The organism is Pseudomonas sp. B21-028 (assembly GCF_024749045.1).
GTDB lineage: Bacteria > Pseudomonadota > Gammaproteobacteria > Pseudomonadales > Pseudomonadaceae > Aquipseudomonas.
Map to the genome: position 1 here is coordinate 3440717 of NZ_CP087184.1, position 16761 is coordinate 3457477.

Genomic DNA, 16761 nt, shown 5'->3' on the forward strand with positions numbered 1-16761 from the left:
GTTAATAATTCACCTTGAGGATGCTTTTTTCGATGGCCAAGTCTTCCAAGCTTGCCGAACCCGCCGCGGTCGTGACTGACGGCGGCCCCGCGCCGGCACCGCTGGACTCCGCGCTGGATGACCTGATCGGTTATGCCCTGCGTCGCGCCCAGCTGAAACTGTTCCAGAACCTCATCAGTCAACTGGCCGTTCATGACCTGCGGCCGGCCCAGTTCTCGGCGCTGGCGATCATCGACCAGACCCCCGGCCTGATGCAGGCCGACCTGGCCAAGGCCCTGGCAATCGAGCCGCCGCAAGTGGTGCCGCTGTTGAACAAGCTGGAAAGCCGGGCGCTGGCCGTGCGGGTACGCTGCAAGCCGGACAAGCGCTCCTATGGGATATTCCTGAGCAAGACCGGCGAAACCCTGCTCAAGGAACTCAAGCAGATCGCCGCCCAGAGCGATCTCGACTCCACGGCGGCCCTCTCGGAGGCGGAGCGGGAAGAGTTGTTGCGGTTGTTGAAGAAGGTCTATCAGTAGCAGGATGCGCTTGTGGCTGTTGAAGAAGGTCCATCAGTAGCAGGATGCGCTTGTGGCTGTTGAAGAAGGTCCATCAGTAGCAGGATGCGCTTGTGGCTGTTGAAGAAGGTCCATCAGTAGCAGGATGCGCTTGTGGCTGTTGAAGAAGGTCCATCAGTAGCAGGATGCTTTTGTGGCGAGGGGATTTATCCCCGCTGGGCTGCGTAGCAGCCCCCAAAGGGCCGGCTCACCGAGGTGACCGTTCAAAGGACTGCTGCGCAGTCCAACGGGGATAAATCCCCTCGCCACAAGAGCCCTGGATCACCCCCATCCTTCACCAGATCGGCACGCTGTACGTCACCAGAAACCGCGTCTGGTTCTCGTCGCGAAACGCTGCGCTGCCCGGAAAGTCATTGCGGTAGATCGACTTGCGCGCCAGCAGCCCGACATCCTTGAGCGGACCGCTCTGGATCACATACCCCAGCTCCATCTGGAACTCACGCTCCTTGCGGTCATCGGCACCGAGCGCCGCCAGGTCAATGTGGTCGCCACGCACATAACGCAAGCGCGTTCTCAACCCGGGCACGCCGACCGCGGCGAAGTCGTAGTCATGGATCGCCTGCCAGGTGCGCTCCCGGGCGTTGAGGAAATCCGAACTCATGGTCATCTCACTCAAGCCCATCAACTCGGTGCCGGACACATAGGGCGTGGCGGTGTCGCCGCTGGCGTGCATGTAGCCCAGGCTGACCCGATGGCCGCCCCAGCGATAGCCAACCAGCGCCGAGACATTGCGGTTGTCCACCTTGCCGGCCTTGGCGGCACCCTCTTCACGACTGAAAAAGCTGCGCAGGTCCGTGGTCAGTACGCCGTCGCCCAGGGACAGGTTATGCAGCAACGCCAGGGTGTCCTGCTGATACAGATCCGCCACTTCGGCGTGGTAGGCGCGCAGGCTGAGGTCCTTGTTGACCTGGTAATCGCCGCCGGCATACGTCATGTGGGATGAGGTGGCCGCGCCGTTGAAGCGGCGGTTGGGTGAGGCGATGCTCATCGGCTGGTAGTCGGTGGAGTCGCGTCGGTTGATGCGATCGATGTAGCCGGTGTTCAGCGTCAACCCCTCGATGTCCTTGGAGCTGAGGGTCGTGCCGCGGAAGGTCTGCGGCAGCAACCGTGACGGGCTGGCGAACGCGAACGGCAAGAAGATCGACACATCGCCGGTCTTCACCAGGGTCTGGCCGAAGCGCAGCTTGCCGGTCAGGGCCAGGCGCGAATACTCGTCCGCCGCGCGCTTGTCGCTGCTGGACACTGGCAGCAGTTCGGTGCCGCTGCGATCGGGCGAAGAGTCGAGCTTGATCCCCAGCAATCCCCGCGCATCGACGCCGAAACCGAGGGTGCCGGAGGTGAAGCCCGATTCCATGTTCATGATCGCCCCCTGGGCCCATTCCCTGGCCGCGGTCTTGGCGCCGTCGTCCTTGTAATCGCGGTCTATGTAGTAGTTGCGCAGGGTCAGGGTGCCGTGACTGTCATCGATGAAGCCCGCGGCCAACGCCGTGGTCGAGGACAGGCTCAGCCCCAGAACCAGCAGATGAGCAAGGCGTGTAGCTGGGGCTGCTGCACAAGCCCCCCGGACAAGGTTCGGCATGTTCGAAAGTCCTTTTATTGTTGTTGTTTTTTAGCGGTCCCCAACGGTTGAAGAAGGACACGGAGCAGGAGAATGGAAACCGAGCCCCCTCCTCGTCAATCCGCAATGACCGATAATCGAACATTAATATCATTAACCGTTTTTTCTACTCCTCTAAAATTTACCGTCAACTTGCTGTTTTTATTAGTGATATTCCCTAAAAAACGCCAGTGCTCGAAACCCTTCATTTTTTAGTTAGGTTTGTTAATCTGAATTCCGCTTCCCGACTGGCTGAAAGCCGGGCCCTGACAAAAACAATAAGAGGACTTGTCATGAATCATCCGGCGCGTCGTGCGACGCTGACCATCGCCTTGTGTTTCATCGTTGCGCTGATCGAGGGTTTCGACCTGCAATCGGCCGGTACTGCGGCTGCGGGCCTGCGACAGACCTTTGTGCTGGACCCGAAAATGATGGGCTGGGTGTTCAGCGCGGGAATCATCGGGCTGCTGCCCGGCGCCTTCTTCGGCGGCTGGATCGCGGATCGCATCGGCCGCAAGAAAATCCTTATCGGCGCCGTGCTGGTGTTCGGTGTGTTTTCCCTCAGCACCGCTTATGTCGAGCAGTACGCCAGCCTGCTGCTGGTGCGTTTCATGACGGGCCTGGGTCTTGGCGCCGCCCTGCCTAACCTCATCGCCCTGTGCGCCGAGGCCGTGGGTGAACAACGCCGAGGCACGGCCATCAGCGTGATGTACGCGGGCGTGCCGTTGGGGGGTGCGTTGGCGGCCGTGGTCGCGATGCTGTTTGGTGAACATTGGCAGATGACTTTCTTCATCGGCGGCCTCGCGCCACTCCTGGTGGCGCCGCTGATGCTGCTGTGGCTGCCGGAGTCCAGCGCCTTTAGCCAGGCCCGGGATGTCGGCGCAGAAGCGCGTGCTTCGACGGGTCAGGCGCTGTTCGGTGAAGGTCGGAGCCGCACCACCCTCGCGCTCTGGCTGAGTTATTTCTTCACCCTGACGGTCATGTACATGCTACTCAACTGGCTGCCGTCATTGCTGCTGGAACAAGGCTTCAGCAAGCCCCAGGCCGGGTTGGTACAGATGCTGTTCAATATTGGCGGAACCCTCGGCTCGTTGCTCGGCGGCCTGTTGCTGGACCGCTGCAACGGGATCAAGGTGGTGCTGTTCGTCTATGCCGGGTTGTTGAGTGCCCTGGCCGGGGTCGGCTTGTCGGTCGGCATCGTACCGATGGCCATCGCCGGGTTCTGTGCCGGCCTGTTTGTCATGGCCGCGCAGTTGGTGTTGTACGCCTTGGCGCCGCCCTCTTATCCGACGGCCGTGCGTGCCACCGGCGTCGGCGCGGCGGTTGCCATCGGCCGGCTGGGTTCGGTCGCAGGTCCCCTGGCTGCCGGACAGATCCTGGCTGCCGGGGCGGGAACCACGGGAGTGTTGCTGGCCACGTCGCCGGGTTTGCTGATCGCGGCATTGGCGGCGATCAGCGTGATGATCCGTGCGGTGCCGCTAGGTAGGGCGCAGGCAGCGCGTTGATTGCCTCAATCCGTGGTGCTGGCCGCCAGCACGCTGAGTGTCCGGCGTTGGGGATTCCAGATGCTGAGGCACCACACGCCCCACCACTCCAGGCCGTCGTCGAAATAATCACTCCAGGGGTCCCGGGCGGGATCGGGCTCATCGCTGGCCAGCCAGTCGAGGTTGAAATTGTCGACCCAGTTCAGTACTTCCACCTCGACGCCCGCCTCAAGCCCGAGCAGGTCGAGCCACTCCCTGAACAGCACTTGTGAGTCGCCATCGCTGAAGCGCGTACCGTAAGGCGGCTCGCAAAAGGCCTCGTACAAGGCAAACGGTGGCGGATTGTGCGCCTGCTTGTCCACTCCCATGAGTTGCGCGATCTCTTGCCGGTTCAGAGGCTTGGCCATGGCCTTGTCCAGGTTCCAAGTCATGTTGGGAGGCGTCGCGTCAGCGTAGCGAGGATCGAGAATCATCTGGCGATGTCGCTCCAGCCACAGGTGCTTGATGGCGAGGAATAATTGATCCACGGCCTGGCGGTGATGCGTCGGGGTGATCACCTCGCCGGCCTCGGGGGCGAGCACGATAAATTCAAAGGCGCACCCGGCCTTCTCCATCCGCTGACGCAGCGATGCGCTGGCCTGCTGCTCAATCACTTTCAACATGACGGGCTCCGTCAACCTTTCACATTCGCCACTGGCGCCGGGCGATTCTTGCCGATTTTATGGCTTTGAAATGACAATCATGGACTTATTCGGCAGAAAACTGATCCCACTACATGAGGATTGTCCCGACCGGTACCAGACGGTACTGTCCAGGGATTTAAAAAGAGCGTGAATACCGTTGCCCCAGTGGGGCAAAAATTGCGCATCATAGGCGCCGTCCGCTCAAGGGAGATTTACATGCGTGCCATTTCATCCATTCTGCGCCTGGCCGTGCTGTCGCTGGGGCTGGCGTTTTCCGTCGGCGCCGTGGCTACCGAAGAGACGCAACTGATCGAGTCCATCAACCTGTATCGCAGCCAATCCCAAAGCTGCGCGGGCCAGGCCTCCCTGGAATTGCCACCATTGGCGATGGATTCGCGGTTGATCCTGTCGGCCAACGGCATTGGCGACCTGCAGCAAGCGCTGGCACACACGGCCTATCCGATGGTCAACGTGCAGGCAATCAGCCTGTCCGGGCCGCGCAATGCGCAATCGGCGATGAAAGCCATACAGGAAAGTTTTTGTCAGGTGGTGCTGGACCCACAGTTTGTCGACATCGGCGTCAGCCGCCTGGATCGCGAATGGCGCATTGTGCTGGCGCGGCCCTTGTTGTCGGCTCGCCTGGGGGCCTGGCAAGCCGAAGGCCAGAAGCTGCTGAAGCTGATCAATAGCGCCCGCACCCAGCCCCGCCGGTGCGGGAACGAGACCTTCGCGGCGACCACGCCACTGTCCTGGAATGCCACCCTGGCCCTGGCCGCCGTAACCCATACGCGGGCCATGGCAAACAACAATTTCTTCGACCACAAGGACCGCGACGGCCGCACGCCGGGCGACCGCGCCGAACTGGCCGGTTACCTGGGCCAATTGATCGGCGAGAACATCGCCGCCGGACAGGACACGGCCCTGAAGGTGGTGGACGGGTGGCTCGCCAGCCCGGGGCACTGCGCCAACCTGATGAACCCGCAGTTCCGCGAGCTGGGTGCCGGTTATGCCGTGGACCCGAAGAGCGATGCGGGTATCTATTGGACTGCCATGTTCGGCACTCAATAGCCTGCTAGAGGTCTTACTCCTTCGCAAATATCAACGACCGATGCACCCCCGACCCGGCCCTTACCCCGTCGCCGACGGACAGCGCGACCGACCCGAACGGCATTGCCGCATCGCCGCAGGCAAACACCCCCGGCACGCTGGTTTCGCGGGTCAGATCGGTCTGGATAAAGGCCCCGAGGGGACCGTCTTCCAGCTCGCAGCCGAGGGACGCGGCCAGCGAGCCGGCCACGCGGGTACGCGGCAAGACAAACAACCCATCGATCACCACCATTCGGCCATCGGCCAGAACGACATTGGCCCGCTCCCCTTCAATGCGTTCGACACGCTCCGACACCACGGCCACTCCCCGCTGTTCGAGACTCGCTCGCTGTTCCGGGTCTGGCTCGAACGCGCCATTGAGAAAGAACGTCGTCGGGCCCCAGTCGGGGAGCATCAGCGCGTGGTGCAGCGACATTTCTGAAGTTGCCAATACGCCAATCGGCCCTTGTTCGAGCTCATATCCGTGACAGTAAGGGCAATGGAAAACGCTTTTGCCCCAGCGCTCCGCCAGTCCGTCCACCGCTGGCAGATCATCGATGACCCCCGTGGCCAATAACAGGCGCCGGGCGCTGTAGCGTTGGCCACGGGCGGTTTCCACGCTGAAGCCGCCCGCCTCGGCAGCGGCGCCGACGGCGCTGTCCGAGAGCCATTCCACGGTTGGATAGGCCATGAGCTGGGCACGGGCATCCTCGGCGATATCACCGGGTGCCCGGCCGTCCTGGCCGAGAAAGCCATGGGAGGTTGCGGCGAACCGGTTGCGACGCTGGCCGGCATCGATCACCAGCACCTTGCGCCGGGCACGGGCCAGTTGAAGCCCTGCGGACATACCGGCGTAACTGCCGCCTGCAATGATGACGTCGTAGCGCATGATCGATCTCCAAGGAAAGTGTCGATGGGATGAAAGTCTCGACACATCGTAAGTTTCTTGAAAAGCACCTGTCAACGATCTCGTAACTTTTGCCATTACAGGCGATACTCGCATTTGTCGAAAGTCACAGAACGCCACGTCCCTCATGAGAACCGACACCCGCCTGTCCCGCATGCTGCATGTCCTGATCCACATGGACCGCCACCAACAGTCCGCCACCTCGGACACCATCGCCCAGATGCTGGGCACCAACCCGGTGGTGGTGCGCAGGACCATGGCGCTGCTCAAGGAAAAAGGTTATGTCACATCGGAAAAAGGCCATCGGGGCGGCTGGACCCTGAGCAAGCCCCTATCGGACATGACCTTGCTCGACATCCATCAGGCCTTGGGCAGTACCTCGATTTTCTCCATCGGCCTGTCCACCGATCACCCGCAATGCCTGGTGGAACAAGCGGTCAACGGGGCGTTGACCGACGCCTTCGATGAGGCCCAGGCGTTGCTGCTCAAGCGTTTGGGCAGCATTACCCTGGCACAGTTGGCGGAGGATTTTGACCGGCGCTTCCGGGAAACGCCCATGACCGCGGTTCATCGCTGATCACCCAATAAAAAACGCCGCTCAATGAGCGGCGTTTTTATGCATCAACAGACAATGTCCGCTTTACAGCGCCATATCAGCCGCTGGGTTGCCGTCGCTTTTGGCAGCCGGCTTGGCCGGTGCCGCAGGGGCGCCTGGCTTGCCGATCGCAGGTGGCGGATCCAGTTGCAGGACTTCGCTGGTGTAAGCCCACTCCTGAGCCACGCGCTCAGGGCTGTCGTTGAGCTTGGTGCCGTAGCTTGGCACGATCTGGTGCAGCTTTTCCTGCCAGGCCGGGCTGGCGACCTTGTCCTTGAAGACCTTCTCCAGCACGCTCAGCATGATCGGTGCGGCGGTCGAGGCGCCTGGCGAGGCACCCAGAAGGCCGGCGATGCTGCCGTCCTGGGAGGCGACCACTTCGGTGCCGAGCTTCAGGACGCCGCCCTTCTCTTCGTCACGCTTGATGATCTGCACGCGCTGGCCGGCCTGCCACAGGCGCCAGTCTTCCTGCTTGGCCTGCGGGAAATATTCCTTCAGCGCATTGAAACGATCTTCGTCCGACAGCATCAGCTGGCCGGCCAGGTACTCGACCAGCGGGTACTGCTCGATACCGACCTTCGTCATCGGCCAGACGTTGTGGGTCGTGGTGCTGGTCAGCAGGTCGAAGTACGAACCGTTCTTCAGGAACTTGGTGGAGAAGGTCGCGAACGGGCCAAACAGGATCACCCGCTTGCCATCGAGTACGCGGGTATCCAGGTGCGGAACCGACATCGGTGGCGCGCCCACCGAAGCCTTGCCGTAGGCCTTCGCCAGGTGCAACTGGGCAACGGTCGGGTTCTCGCTCACCAGGAACGAACCACCCACCGGGAAGCCGGCGTATTCGCGGGCTTCCGGAATGTCGGACTTCTGCAGCAGGTGCAAGGCACCACCGCCGGCGCCGATGAACACGAACTTGGCGTCGGTCTCGGTTTCGGTACCGTCCTTCAGGTTCTTGTAGGAAACGCGCCAGGTGCCGTCTTCATTGCGGGTGATGTCTTCCACTTCGCTGGACAGTTTCAGCGAGAAGTTCGGCCTGGTTTGCAGGTAAGCGGCAAACTGGCGGGTGATTTCGCCGAAGTTCACGTCGGTACCCAGTGGACTCCAGGTGGCCGCGACTTTCTGGCTCGGATCACGCCCTTGCATCATCAGCGGAACCCACTTGCTGATCTGCGCGGGGTCTTCGGAGTACTGCATGCCGGCGAACAACGGGCTGGCCTGAAGGGCTTCGTAGCGCTTCTTCAGGAACGCAATGTTGTCGTCACCCCACAGGAAGCTCATGTGCGGCGTGGAATTGATGAACGAGCGCGGGTTCTTCAGTACGCCGTTCTTGACCTGCCAGGACCAGAACTGACGGGAGATCTGGAAGGCTTCGTTGATCTCGATGGCCTTGGCGATCTCGACCTTGCCGTCCTTGTCTTCCGGCGTGTAGTTCAGCTCGGCCAGCGCGGAGTGACCGGTACCGGCGTTGTTCCAGCCGTTGGAACTCTCTTCGGCAACACCGTCCAGGCGCTCGACCATTTCCATGGTCCAGCCCGGCTCCAGCTCATTGAGCCAGACGCCGAGTGTCGAGCTCATGATGCCCCCACCGATGAGCAGGACATCCACTTTTTTTGCCTCGGCGGCGTGCGTGGTCGCAAGACCCATCGCCATCGCCAGGCCCAGCAGCGCCGTGTGTGTTTTCTTCAACATGTGTGTATCCCTAGGATGGAACGCCATTCCGCCCTCCGGTCTGTTCAAGGATAGACCACGCCCATGGCCGGCAACGCCAGCGCGGCGGGTTCGAATGGACTGGAGGATGGACCTACAGGGCCGCGTAATCAGCGGCCTCAAGTTTTCTGTCTCTCCGGCACTGACTTCTTGTAGGTCTTGGCTTCAGCTGGGTGAGGGACACTGCAAAACGGTCTTGATCGGGGCTGGCGTGGCCGTGCCCGATTGTCGCAGCGGGGGGAGTTTACAGAATGAAATAACCAGACCGAAGCCTCTTTTTACATTCAGGGCGAAAACGCCGATCAAATGGCGGCGTTTTGATGGCGGTCTTCAGCTCGAAAATATTCGGGGTTACTTGCAAAAGCCTGTGGGAGCGGTGGGTGCTACCCCAGCAACTGGCTCAACACCGCTCGCAACTTGCCTGGCTTGACCGGTTTGTTCAGCAGCGGCGCATTCAGTTTGCGCAGCGCGCGGCGGCATTGGTCGCTGCGGTCGGCGGTGATGATCACCGCCGGGATGGTCTGCTGGAAATGCTCGCGCAAGTGCCTGACCACCTCGCAGCCGACCACCCCATGGTCCAGGTGGAAATCCGCCAGGATCAGCTCCGGTGCGTGGCCTTGCAGCGCCTCGAGAGCGGCCGCTTCGTCGGTGGCGGTCAGCACGTCGCAGCCCCACTGCCCCAGCAGCGCGGCCATGCTTTGCAGGATGCTGAGTTCATTGTCGATCACCAGCAGTCGGCGGCCGGGCAACGGGTTGCCAGTCATTGCCAGGACCGGTGTCTCGGACAGGGGCAACGGTTTTTCATCCGACAGCGGCACTTCGATGCTGAACACCGAGCCGCGTCCTGGCCGGGAACGCACCTGGACCCGGTAGCCAAGGATATGGGCGATGCGCTCGACGATAGCCAACCCCAATCCCACACCTTTGCGGTCCGCCGCCCGGCCTACGTCCAGCTGGTTGAACTCAAGGAAGATCGACTCCAAGCAGTCGGCGGCAATCCCGCGTCCCGTGTCCCAGACTTCCAGGCTCAGGCGCCCTCCCCGGCGCCTGGCGGCCAGGAGAATGCCGCCCTGGTTGGTATAGCGGCAGGCGTTGCTGAGCAGGTTGCGCAAGATGCGCGTCAGCAGGCGCAGGTCGGTCATGACCACTGCCTCGCCGAAACGCGCACGCAGCTCCAGCCCCGCGGCGCCCGCCACCGATTGAAACTCGGAAACCAACGGCGCCAGCAACTCGTCCAGGCGATAGGACGCAACGTCCGGGCGAACCGCAGCCTGGTCCAGCCGGGAAATATCCAGCAGATCGGTGAGCAGGTCTTCCGCGCCCTCCAGGGCCTGGTGAGTACGCTCCACCAAGACCTGCTCGGTGTTCGGCAACTGGCGCTCGCGCAGCGTGGCGATCAGCAGGCGTGCGGCGTTGAGCGGTTGGAGCAGGTCATGGCTGGCGGCGGCCAGGTACTTGTCCTTGCTGCGGTTGGCGGCCTGAGCGGCGTCGCGGGCGTCGCGCAACTGCTGCTCGACGAGCTTGCGCTGGGCGATCTGCTGCTGGAGGTTGTGATTGGCCTCCAGCAACTCATCGGTGCGCTCGGCCACCCGCTGTTCCAACTGGTCGTTGAGCTGTTGCAGGCGCTGGCGGGCCAGCTCCAGATCCTCGAGGCGCGCCGCCAGTTCGGGGTAATGGCTCTTGCGCGTCGAATGATTGCCCAGCCCCAGCAGCCCGGCCAGGGCCTTTTGCTGTTCGTCAGAGGGCTTCGCCATAGACGACCTCGACATCCCGCTGGCTCGACTCCCGAGGGTTGGTGAGGATGCACGGATCATCCATCGCGTGCTGGGACAGGAAAGGAATATCCGAAGTGCTCACGCCATGCAGGCCCAGGGTTTCGTGGAAGCCGATGGTGTGTTTGAGCGCAATCAGGTGTTCCACCAATCGGGTGCGGATCTGTCGATGATTCAATCCACGGCAGTCGACTCCCAGCGTCTCGGCGATCACCTTGAAACGATCCGGCGCCGAGTTGTAGTTGAACGCCACGACATGCTCCACCAGCACCGCGTTGCACAGGCCATGGGGCAGGTCCAGGAAGCCTCCCAGGCTATGGGACATGGCGTGCACGGCGCCGAGAATCGCGTTGGAGAACGCGAGCCCGGCCTGCATGCTGCCGAGCATGATCTTTTCCCGCAGGGCGACGTCCGCCGGGTTGGCGATCATCTGCACCAGGTTGCCGTTGATCAGCCGCATCGCCTCCAGCGCATGCGGGTCGGTGAGCGGGCCGTGACCGGTGGAGACGAAGGCCTCGATAGCGTGCACCAACGCGTCGATGCCGGTACAGGCCGACAGGAACGGGTCCATGCTCAGGGTGGTTTCCGGGTCGATCAGCGAGACATCCGGCACGGCGGCCTTGCTGACGATGGAGAACTTCATGCGCTCCTGCTGGTTGGAGATGATCACGAACTGCGAGACGTCGGCCGAAGTCCCGGCCGTGGTGGGAATGAGGATCAGCGGTGGGCTCGGCACGTGCAGGGTGTCGACGCCTTCGAATTCGAGGATGTTGCGGCCATGGGCGACCACGATCCCGATGGCTTTGCCGCAGTCCATGGGGCTGCCACCACCGACCGCGACGATGACGTCACAGTGGTTTTCCCGGTACAGCTCGGCACCGAGCATCACTTCCTCGACCCGGGGGTTGGGCGAAACGTCGCTGTAGATGCAGTAATCGATACCCAGGGCCTGGAGACTGGCCTCGACATCACCCACCCAGCCGGCGGCGATGACGCCTGGATCGGTGACCACCAACACCTTGCGCGCGCCGAAGGTCTGGGCGTAATTACCGACATTGTGCCGACAACCGGCACCGAACATAATTTCAGGAGAAACGAACTTGCGCAGCGGGCTGAGGCTCATCTTTTCGGGTACATGGCTCATTGGTAAGCCTGTTCTTATTGTGTTGGATACCCAGAGCCTAAAGCATCCCGCCGGTAATGCAATCAGACCAATGGGTAGCCCGGCCTGAACGCATCAGGCCGGGCCGACGCTCATCGATTGGCGAAGTACATCGTCACTTCGAAGCCGATACGCAGGTCGGTGTACGCGGGTTTAGTCCACATGGGTCTTTCCTCTTCTTGTACCGGACGATTCCGGCAAGGTCATTAATGCACGGGGTGCCGTGGGTTCGAATGCTACTTTCGAAGCGGTGGATGGGGTGCGTTGGTAGCAGGTTCTACATCAATCCAATGTGGGAGCGAGCCCGCTCGCGATGAAGCCGGGTCAGCCAACACAATTGTCGACTGATCCGGCTTCATCGCGAGCAGGCTCGCTCCCACAGGGTTTAGCGCTGTTTCCGAAGGTTAGAAGAAGCCCAACGGATTGATGTCATAGCTCACCAGCAGGTTCTTGGTCTGCTGGTAATGGTCAAGCATCATCTTGTGGGTTTCACGCCCCACGCCGGACTTCTTGTAGCCGCCGAACGCCGCGTGGGCCGGGTACAGGTGATAGCAGTTGGTCCACACGCGCCCGGCCTTGATCGCCCGCCCCATGCGGTAGGCGCGGTTGATGTCGCGGGTCCAAAGGCCGGCGCCGAGGCCGAACTCGCTGTCATTGGCGATCGCCAGGGCTTCGGCTTCGTCCTTGAAGGTGGTCACGCCCACCACCGGGCCGAAGATTTCTTCCTGGAACACACGCATTTTGTTGTGGCCCTTGAGCAGGGTCGGCTGGATGTAATAACCGCTCGACAAGTCCCCCTCCAGGCGCTCGGCCGCGCCGCCGGTCAGCAGTTCGGCACCCTCCTCGCGGGCGATGTCCAGGTACGAAAGGATCTTGTCGTATTGTTGCTCGGACGCCTGGGCGCCGACCATGGTGTCGGTGTCCAGCGGGTCGCCGCGTTTGATCTGCTCGATCTTCTTCATCACCACTTGCATGAATTCGTCGTAGATCGATTCCTGCACCAGGGCGCGGGATGGGCAGGTGCAGACTTCGCCCTGGTTGAAGAACGCCAGCACCAGGCCCTCGGCCGCCTTCTCGATGAACGCCGGCTCGGCCTGCATGATGTCTTCGAAGAAGATGTTCGGCGACTTGCCGCCCAGCTCTACGGTGGACGGGATGATGTTCTCGGCGGCGCATTTCATGATGTGCGAGCCTACCGGGGTGGAACCGGTGAAGGCGATCTTGGCGATGCGCTTGCTGGTCGCCAGGGCTTCGCCGGCTTCGCGACCGAAACCATGGACGATGTTCAGCACACCGGCCGGCAGCAGGTCGGCGATCAGTTCGGCAAAGACCATGATCGACAGCGGCGTCTGCTCCGCCGGCTTGAGCACGATGCAGTTACCGGCAGCCAGGGCCGGGGCGAGTTTCCAGGCCGCCATCAGCAAGGGGAAGTTCCACGGGATGATCTGCCCGACCACGCCCAGCGGCTCATGGAAATGGTACGCCGTGGTCAACTCGTTGATCTCGGCCGCGCCGCCTTCCTGGGCACGGATGCACCCGGCGAAATAACGGAAATGATCAGCCGCCAGCGGGACGTCGGCGTTGAGGGTTTCGCGCACGGCCTTGCCGTTGTCCCAGGTTTCGCTGACCGCGAGGATTTCCAGGTTCTGTTCGATACGGTCGGCGATTTTCAGCAGCACCAGGGAGCGGTCCTGCACCGACGTTTTGCCCCAGGCATCGGCGGCGGCATGGGCGGCATCCAGGGCCTTGTCGATGTCGGCGGCGCTGGATCGCGGGAATTCGGCGATCACCTGACCGTTGACCGGCGACGTGTTGGTGAAGTACTCGCCATGCACCGGCGCGACGAATTCGCCACCGATGAAGTTGCCATAGCGCGGTTTGAAGGAAACGACGGCACCTGGGGTTCCGGGTTGTGCGTAGATCATGATGGGCCTCTGCCTGGTCGATGCCTGTCACGGGACAGGCGATAGGCCGATGGTAGAGAGCCCCGCCGGCCAGACGAATGCGTCGTTGGCAGGAGGGGCTCTCGTTATTTGGTCGTAGGTTTGTGGGTTGGAATGCAGAAAACTGGCATCGGCGCTTTTGCTCTGTGGGAGCAAGGCTTGCCCGCGATGGAAGCGCCTCGGTTTCAAGATGAACCGCGTCAACTTCATCGCGGGCAAGCCGTGCTCCCACAGGTTGCTATCTCACTACAAAGACAGCGCTCAGCCCTGCTTCGGTTCAGCGCTTGGCCACCAGATCCTTCGGCAGCTTGAAGGTCCAGAGCATGCCGCCCTGGTTGAAGTCCTTCACCCGCTTGGCCACTTCACCGCCCCACAGCGGTACGGCGCCGCCCCAGCCCGAAACCACGGAGACGTACTGCTCGCCGTCCATTTCCCAGGTAATCGGCGAGCCGAGCACGCCGGAACCGGTCTGGAATTCCCAGACCTTTTCCCCGGTCTTGGCGTTGAAGGCCTGGAGGAAACCTTCAGGTGTACCGGTGAACACCAGGTTGCCCTTGGTGGTCAGTACCCCGCCCCACAGCGGCGCGTAGTTCTTGTGGCGCCAGACCTCCTTGCCGGTCTTCGGATCGATGGCCCGCAGCACGCCGATGTAGTCCTCGTTCAGCGGCTTGATGGTGAACCCCGCGCCGAGGAACGCCGCGCCTTTCTTGTAGGCGATGCCTTCGTTCCAGATGTCCATGCCCCACTCGTTGGACGGCACATAGAACAGCCCGGTGTCCCGGTTGTAGGCCATCGGCATCCAGTTCTTCGCACCGAGGAACGCCGGGGCGACGAACACCGAGCTGCCTTTGGCTTCACTGCCCGGCGCGCCCGGACGGCTGGCCTCGTTGTAGATCGGCCGACCGTCCTTGTCCAGGCCGCTGGCCCAGGTGATCTTGTCTACGAACGGGAAGCCACGGATGAACTTGCCGTTGGTGCGATCGAGCACGTAGAAGAAACCGTTACGGTCAGCGGTGGCCGCCGCCTTGATGTCCTTGCCACCTTCCTTGTAGTTGAAGGAGATCAGCTCGTTGACGCCGTCATAGTCCCAGCCGTCGTGGGGCGTGCTCTGGAAGTGCCACTTGATGCTGCCGTCGTCCGGATTCAGCGCCAGACGCGACGAGGAATAGAGGTTGTCGCCAGGACGCAGGTGGGAGTTCCACGGGGCCGGGTTGCCGGTGCCGAACAGCAGCAGGTTGGTTTCCGGATCGTAGTAGCCGCCCAGCCAGGGCGCAGCGCCACCGGTTTTCCAGAGGTCCCCCGGCCAGGTCTTGCCGGCCTCGCCACCGGAGATGCCATTCTCGACAGCCTTGCCGTCCTTGTAGACGTAGCCCATGTGCCCTTCCACGGTCGGCCGGGTCCACAGCAGCTCACCGTTTTTCGGATCGAAGGCGCTGATCTGGCCCACCACACCAAACTCGCCGCCCGCCACGCCGGTGATCAGCTTGCCGTTGACGACGATGGGCGCGGCGCTGATGGAATAGCCTTCCTTGTGGTCAGCGACCTTCTTGCTCCAGACCACCTTACCGGTGTCCTTGTTCAAGGCGACCAGCTTGGCATCGAGGGTGCCGAAGAACACCAGGTCACCGTACAGCGCCACGCCACGGTTGATCACGTCGCAGCAGGGACGGATGTCATCGGGCAGGCGCGCGTCGTACTGCCAGAGTTTCTTGCCGGTACGGGCGTCCACCGCGAACACCCGCGAGTAGGATCCGGTGAGGTACATCACCCCATCCTTGATCATCGGCTGGGCCTGCTGGCCGCGCTGTTTTTCGCCGCCGAAGGAGAACGCCCAGACCGGCCGCAGGTCCTTGACGTTGTTGACATTAAGGGTGTCGAGCGGGCTGTAGCGCTGGCCCTGGACGCCGAGACCGTTGGTGACGATCTGCTGCGGGTTTTTCGGGTCCTGGAGAATTTCCTGATCGGTCACGGCGGCCAGGGCCGAACCGGACAGCAGCATGGCACTGAGCAGCAGGCTCACGGCGAAGGGTTGGCGACGTGCGGGATGAGTCATGACGGCTACCTCTGCGGTTATTGTTATACCCGGGAAATTTTCCCGGTCTGCCACAGATTCTTGGGCTCGGAGCCGCTACCAACAATTGCACGCTGTGTTGAGTTTTCTAGTTCCTTGGTACATGTGGGGTTTGGCGCGAGCCACTGTGGCGAGGGGATTCATCCCCGCTGGGCTGCGCAGCGGCCCCTTTTTCAGCCACTCCGACTTTGTGTCGATCAAACTATTTCTGGGGCTGCTTCGCAGCCCAGCGGGGATGAATCCCCTCGCCACAGGTTTCATTTGCCCAGACTATTTGGCATCCACCCGCTTCATCCCCACTCGCTCATACCGCGGATAAAGATGACTGACACTGCGAATCAGCTCATAGCGGCTCAGGCTGATCCCGGCAAAGCGCTCGGGAATGGGGCTGCGGATCATCTCGGCCATGTCGTCGCCCCGGGCGGCGCCGTCGCGCATCAATTGGTCGAGCCAGCCCAGGTAGTCGCGCATCTGCACGAAGGGCCGGACATCGCTCGCCACGGGGCCATGACCGGGGACGATCAGCGTCCAGGGCAAGGCCTGCAAGGTGTCCAGGTCCTTGAGCCACACCTCCAGCCCCGGGCTGTTTGGCGTGGTCAAGGCCCGTTCGTAGAACACCAGGTCGCCGGCGAACAACACGCCGGTGGTTTCGTCGAATATCGCCAGGTCAGCCCCGGTGTGCCCGGCCAGTTGCAACAGCCGCAACGAATGATTGCCCACCTTCAGCGTACCGGGAATCACGGTTTGGGTCGGCAGCACCACCTCGGTGCCACGCATCCAGTCGCCCACTAGCCGGTACATGTTTTCGGCCATGGCGTCGCCCTGCTGGCGGAGCAGGTCGGTGGTACCCGCCAGGGCGCCGATAGGAACGTCGCTGAAGGCCTGATTGCCCAGCACATGGTCCGGATGATGATGGGTCAACAGCACCTGGATCACCGGTTTGTCCGTGGTCGCCGCGATGGCCTGGCGCAGGGCTTCCCCGTAGCGCTTCGACGGCCCGGTGTCGATCACCACCACGCCGGCATCGGTGACGATGAAACCGGTATTGACGATGTTGCCGCCGTTGGCCTTGGCGAAGTTCTCGGTGCTGCCTTCCAGCAGCCACGTCCCCTCGGCAATCTGCCGGGGTTTGAGCGAATAGTCCGCCGCGCCGGCCCACACCGGCAGGCACAAGCAGATCAATAGCATCCAGCGCAT

The 16761-nt window shown here is 62.2% G+C and carries 14 protein-coding genes; 4 read left to right on the forward strand and 10 right to left on the reverse strand.

Features of this window, described 5'->3' with window-relative positions; genetic code table 11:
• The first annotated feature begins 32 nt into the window (after positions 1 to 32).
• Positions 33 to 518, forward strand: a complete 486-nt coding sequence (locus LOY35_RS14940) for a MarR family winged helix-turn-helix transcriptional regulator (RefSeq protein WP_258624285.1) — start codon at positions 33 to 35, stop codon at positions 516 to 518.
• 313 nt (positions 519 to 831) lie between these two features.
• Here the strand turns inward: LOY35_RS14940 and LOY35_RS14945 are convergent, their stop codons facing one another.
• Positions 832 to 2136: an OprD family porin gene (locus LOY35_RS14945; protein WP_258624287.1), complete on the reverse strand. Its 1305-nt coding sequence runs from the start codon at positions 2134 to 2136 to the stop codon at positions 832 to 834.
• A gap of 311 nt (positions 2137 to 2447) precedes the next feature.
• Here LOY35_RS14945 and mhpT point away from each other — a divergent pair, with 311 nt between their 5' ends.
• Positions 2448 to 3659 (forward strand): 3-(3-hydroxy-phenyl)propionate transporter MhpT, encoded by a 1212-nt coding sequence (gene mhpT, locus LOY35_RS14950; protein ID WP_258624290.1) that lies wholly within the window; start codon positions 2448 to 2450, stop codon positions 3657 to 3659.
• Positions 3660 to 3664: 5 nt separating this feature from the next.
• Here mhpT and LOY35_RS14955 read toward each other — a convergent pair whose 3' ends face one another.
• Positions 3665 to 4300 carry a hypothetical protein gene (locus tag LOY35_RS14955; protein WP_258624291.1) on the reverse strand — a complete coding sequence of 212 codons (636 nt, stop codon included), beginning with the start codon at positions 4298 to 4300 and terminating at the stop codon, positions 3665 to 3667.
• Positions 4301 to 4537: 237 nt separating this feature from the next.
• Between LOY35_RS14955 and LOY35_RS14960 the strand changes: the two genes are divergently transcribed.
• Entirely contained in the window at positions 4538 to 5389 is an 852-nt protein-coding gene (locus LOY35_RS14960; protein ID WP_258624293.1) for a CAP domain-containing protein, read from the forward strand.
• 13 nt (positions 5390 to 5402) lie between these two features.
• Here LOY35_RS14960 and LOY35_RS14965 read toward each other — a convergent pair whose 3' ends face one another.
• Positions 5403 to 6296 carry an NAD(P)/FAD-dependent oxidoreductase gene (locus LOY35_RS14965; RefSeq protein ID WP_258624294.1) on the reverse strand — a complete coding sequence of 298 codons (894 nt, stop codon included), beginning with the start codon at positions 6294 to 6296 and terminating at the stop codon, positions 5403 to 5405.
• Between the two features lie 145 nt (positions 6297 to 6441).
• Here LOY35_RS14965 and LOY35_RS14970 point away from each other — a divergent pair, with 145 nt between their 5' ends.
• The gene (locus tag LOY35_RS14970; RefSeq protein ID WP_258624296.1) at positions 6442 to 6891 is read left to right on the forward strand and encodes an Rrf2 family transcriptional regulator; all 450 of its coding nucleotides are present in this window, start codon (positions 6442 to 6444) and stop codon (positions 6889 to 6891) included.
• 63 nt (positions 6892 to 6954) lie between these two features.
• Here LOY35_RS14970 and mqo read toward each other — a convergent pair whose 3' ends face one another.
• The 7 genes from mqo to LOY35_RS15005 form a co-directional block, all read right to left on the reverse strand.
• The gene (gene mqo / locus LOY35_RS14975) at positions 6955 to 8598 is read right to left on the reverse strand and encodes a malate dehydrogenase (quinone) (RefSeq protein ID WP_258624298.1); all 1644 of its coding nucleotides are present in this window, start codon (positions 8596 to 8598) and stop codon (positions 6955 to 6957) included.
• A gap of 401 nt (positions 8599 to 8999) precedes the next feature.
• Positions 9000 to 10370, reverse strand: coding sequence for a hybrid sensor histidine kinase/response regulator (locus LOY35_RS14980; RefSeq protein WP_258624301.1), 1371 nt, complete (start codon positions 10368 to 10370; stop codon positions 9000 to 9002).
• The gene (gene ercA, locus LOY35_RS14985; protein ID WP_258633635.1) at positions 10354 to 11511 is read right to left on the reverse strand and encodes an alcohol dehydrogenase-like regulatory protein ErcA; all 1158 of its coding nucleotides are present in this window, start codon (positions 11509 to 11511) and stop codon (positions 10354 to 10356) included. The genes LOY35_RS14980 and ercA overlap by 17 nt, the downstream gene beginning before the upstream one ends.
• Positions 11512 to 11642: 131 nt before the next feature.
• Positions 11643 to 11714, reverse strand: coding sequence for a pyrroloquinoline quinone precursor peptide PqqA (pqqA, locus tag LOY35_RS14990; protein ID WP_003243383.1), 72 nt, complete (start codon positions 11712 to 11714; stop codon positions 11643 to 11645).
• Positions 11715 to 11954: 240 nt separating this feature from the next.
• On the reverse strand, positions 11955 to 13475 hold the full coding sequence (locus LOY35_RS14995; protein ID WP_258624304.1) for an aldehyde dehydrogenase family protein: 1521 nt from the start codon (positions 13473 to 13475) through the stop codon (positions 11955 to 11957).
• Positions 13476 to 13770: 295 nt separating this feature from the next.
• The gene (locus LOY35_RS15000) at positions 13771 to 15546 is read right to left on the reverse strand and encodes a PQQ-dependent methanol/ethanol family dehydrogenase (protein ID WP_258624305.1); all 1776 of its coding nucleotides are present in this window, start codon (positions 15544 to 15546) and stop codon (positions 13771 to 13773) included.
• 288 nt (positions 15547 to 15834) lie between these two features.
• Complete coding sequence (locus LOY35_RS15005; protein ID WP_258624307.1) at positions 15835 to 16761, reverse strand: quinoprotein relay system zinc metallohydrolase 1; 927 nt, start codon at positions 16759 to 16761, stop codon at positions 15835 to 15837.

Coding starts and splice junctions, on each gene's coding strand:
- LOY35_RS14940 (WP_258624285.1), top strand. CDS start 33: ATGGCCAAGTCTTCCAAGCTTGCCGAACCCGCCGCGGTCGTGACTGAC.
- LOY35_RS14945 (WP_258624287.1), bottom strand. CDS start 2,136: ATGCCGAACCTTGTCCGGGGGGCTTGTGCAGCAGCCCCAGCTACACGC.
- mhpT (WP_258624290.1), top strand. CDS start 2,448: ATGAATCATCCGGCGCGTCGTGCGACGCTGACCATCGCCTTGTGTTTC.
- LOY35_RS14955 (WP_258624291.1), bottom strand. CDS start 4,300: ATGTTGAAAGTGATTGAGCAGCAGGCCAGCGCATCGCTGCGTCAGCGG.
- LOY35_RS14960 (WP_258624293.1), top strand. CDS start 4,538: ATGCGTGCCATTTCATCCATTCTGCGCCTGGCCGTGCTGTCGCTGGGG.
- LOY35_RS14965 (WP_258624294.1), bottom strand. CDS start 6,296: ATGCGCTACGACGTCATCATTGCAGGCGGCAGTTACGCCGGTATGTCC.
- LOY35_RS14970 (WP_258624296.1), top strand. CDS start 6,442: ATGAGAACCGACACCCGCCTGTCCCGCATGCTGCATGTCCTGATCCAC.
- mqo (WP_258624298.1), bottom strand. CDS start 8,598: ATGTTGAAGAAAACACACACGGCGCTGCTGGGCCTGGCGATGGCGATG.
- LOY35_RS14980 (WP_258624301.1), bottom strand. CDS start 10,370: ATGGCGAAGCCCTCTGACGAACAGCAAAAGGCCCTGGCCGGGCTGCTG.
- ercA (WP_258633635.1), bottom strand. CDS start 11,511: ATGAGCCTCAGCCCGCTGCGCAAGTTCGTTTCTCCTGAAATTATGTTC.
- LOY35_RS14995 (WP_258624304.1), bottom strand. CDS start 13,475: ATGATCTACGCACAACCCGGAACCCCAGGTGCCGTCGTTTCCTTCAAA.
- LOY35_RS15000 (WP_258624305.1), bottom strand. CDS start 15,546: ATGACTCATCCCGCACGTCGCCAACCCTTCGCCGTGAGCCTGCTGCTC.
- LOY35_RS15005 (WP_258624307.1), bottom strand. CDS start 16,761: ATGCGCTGGATGCTATTGATCTGCTTGTGCCTGCCGGTGTGGGCCGGC.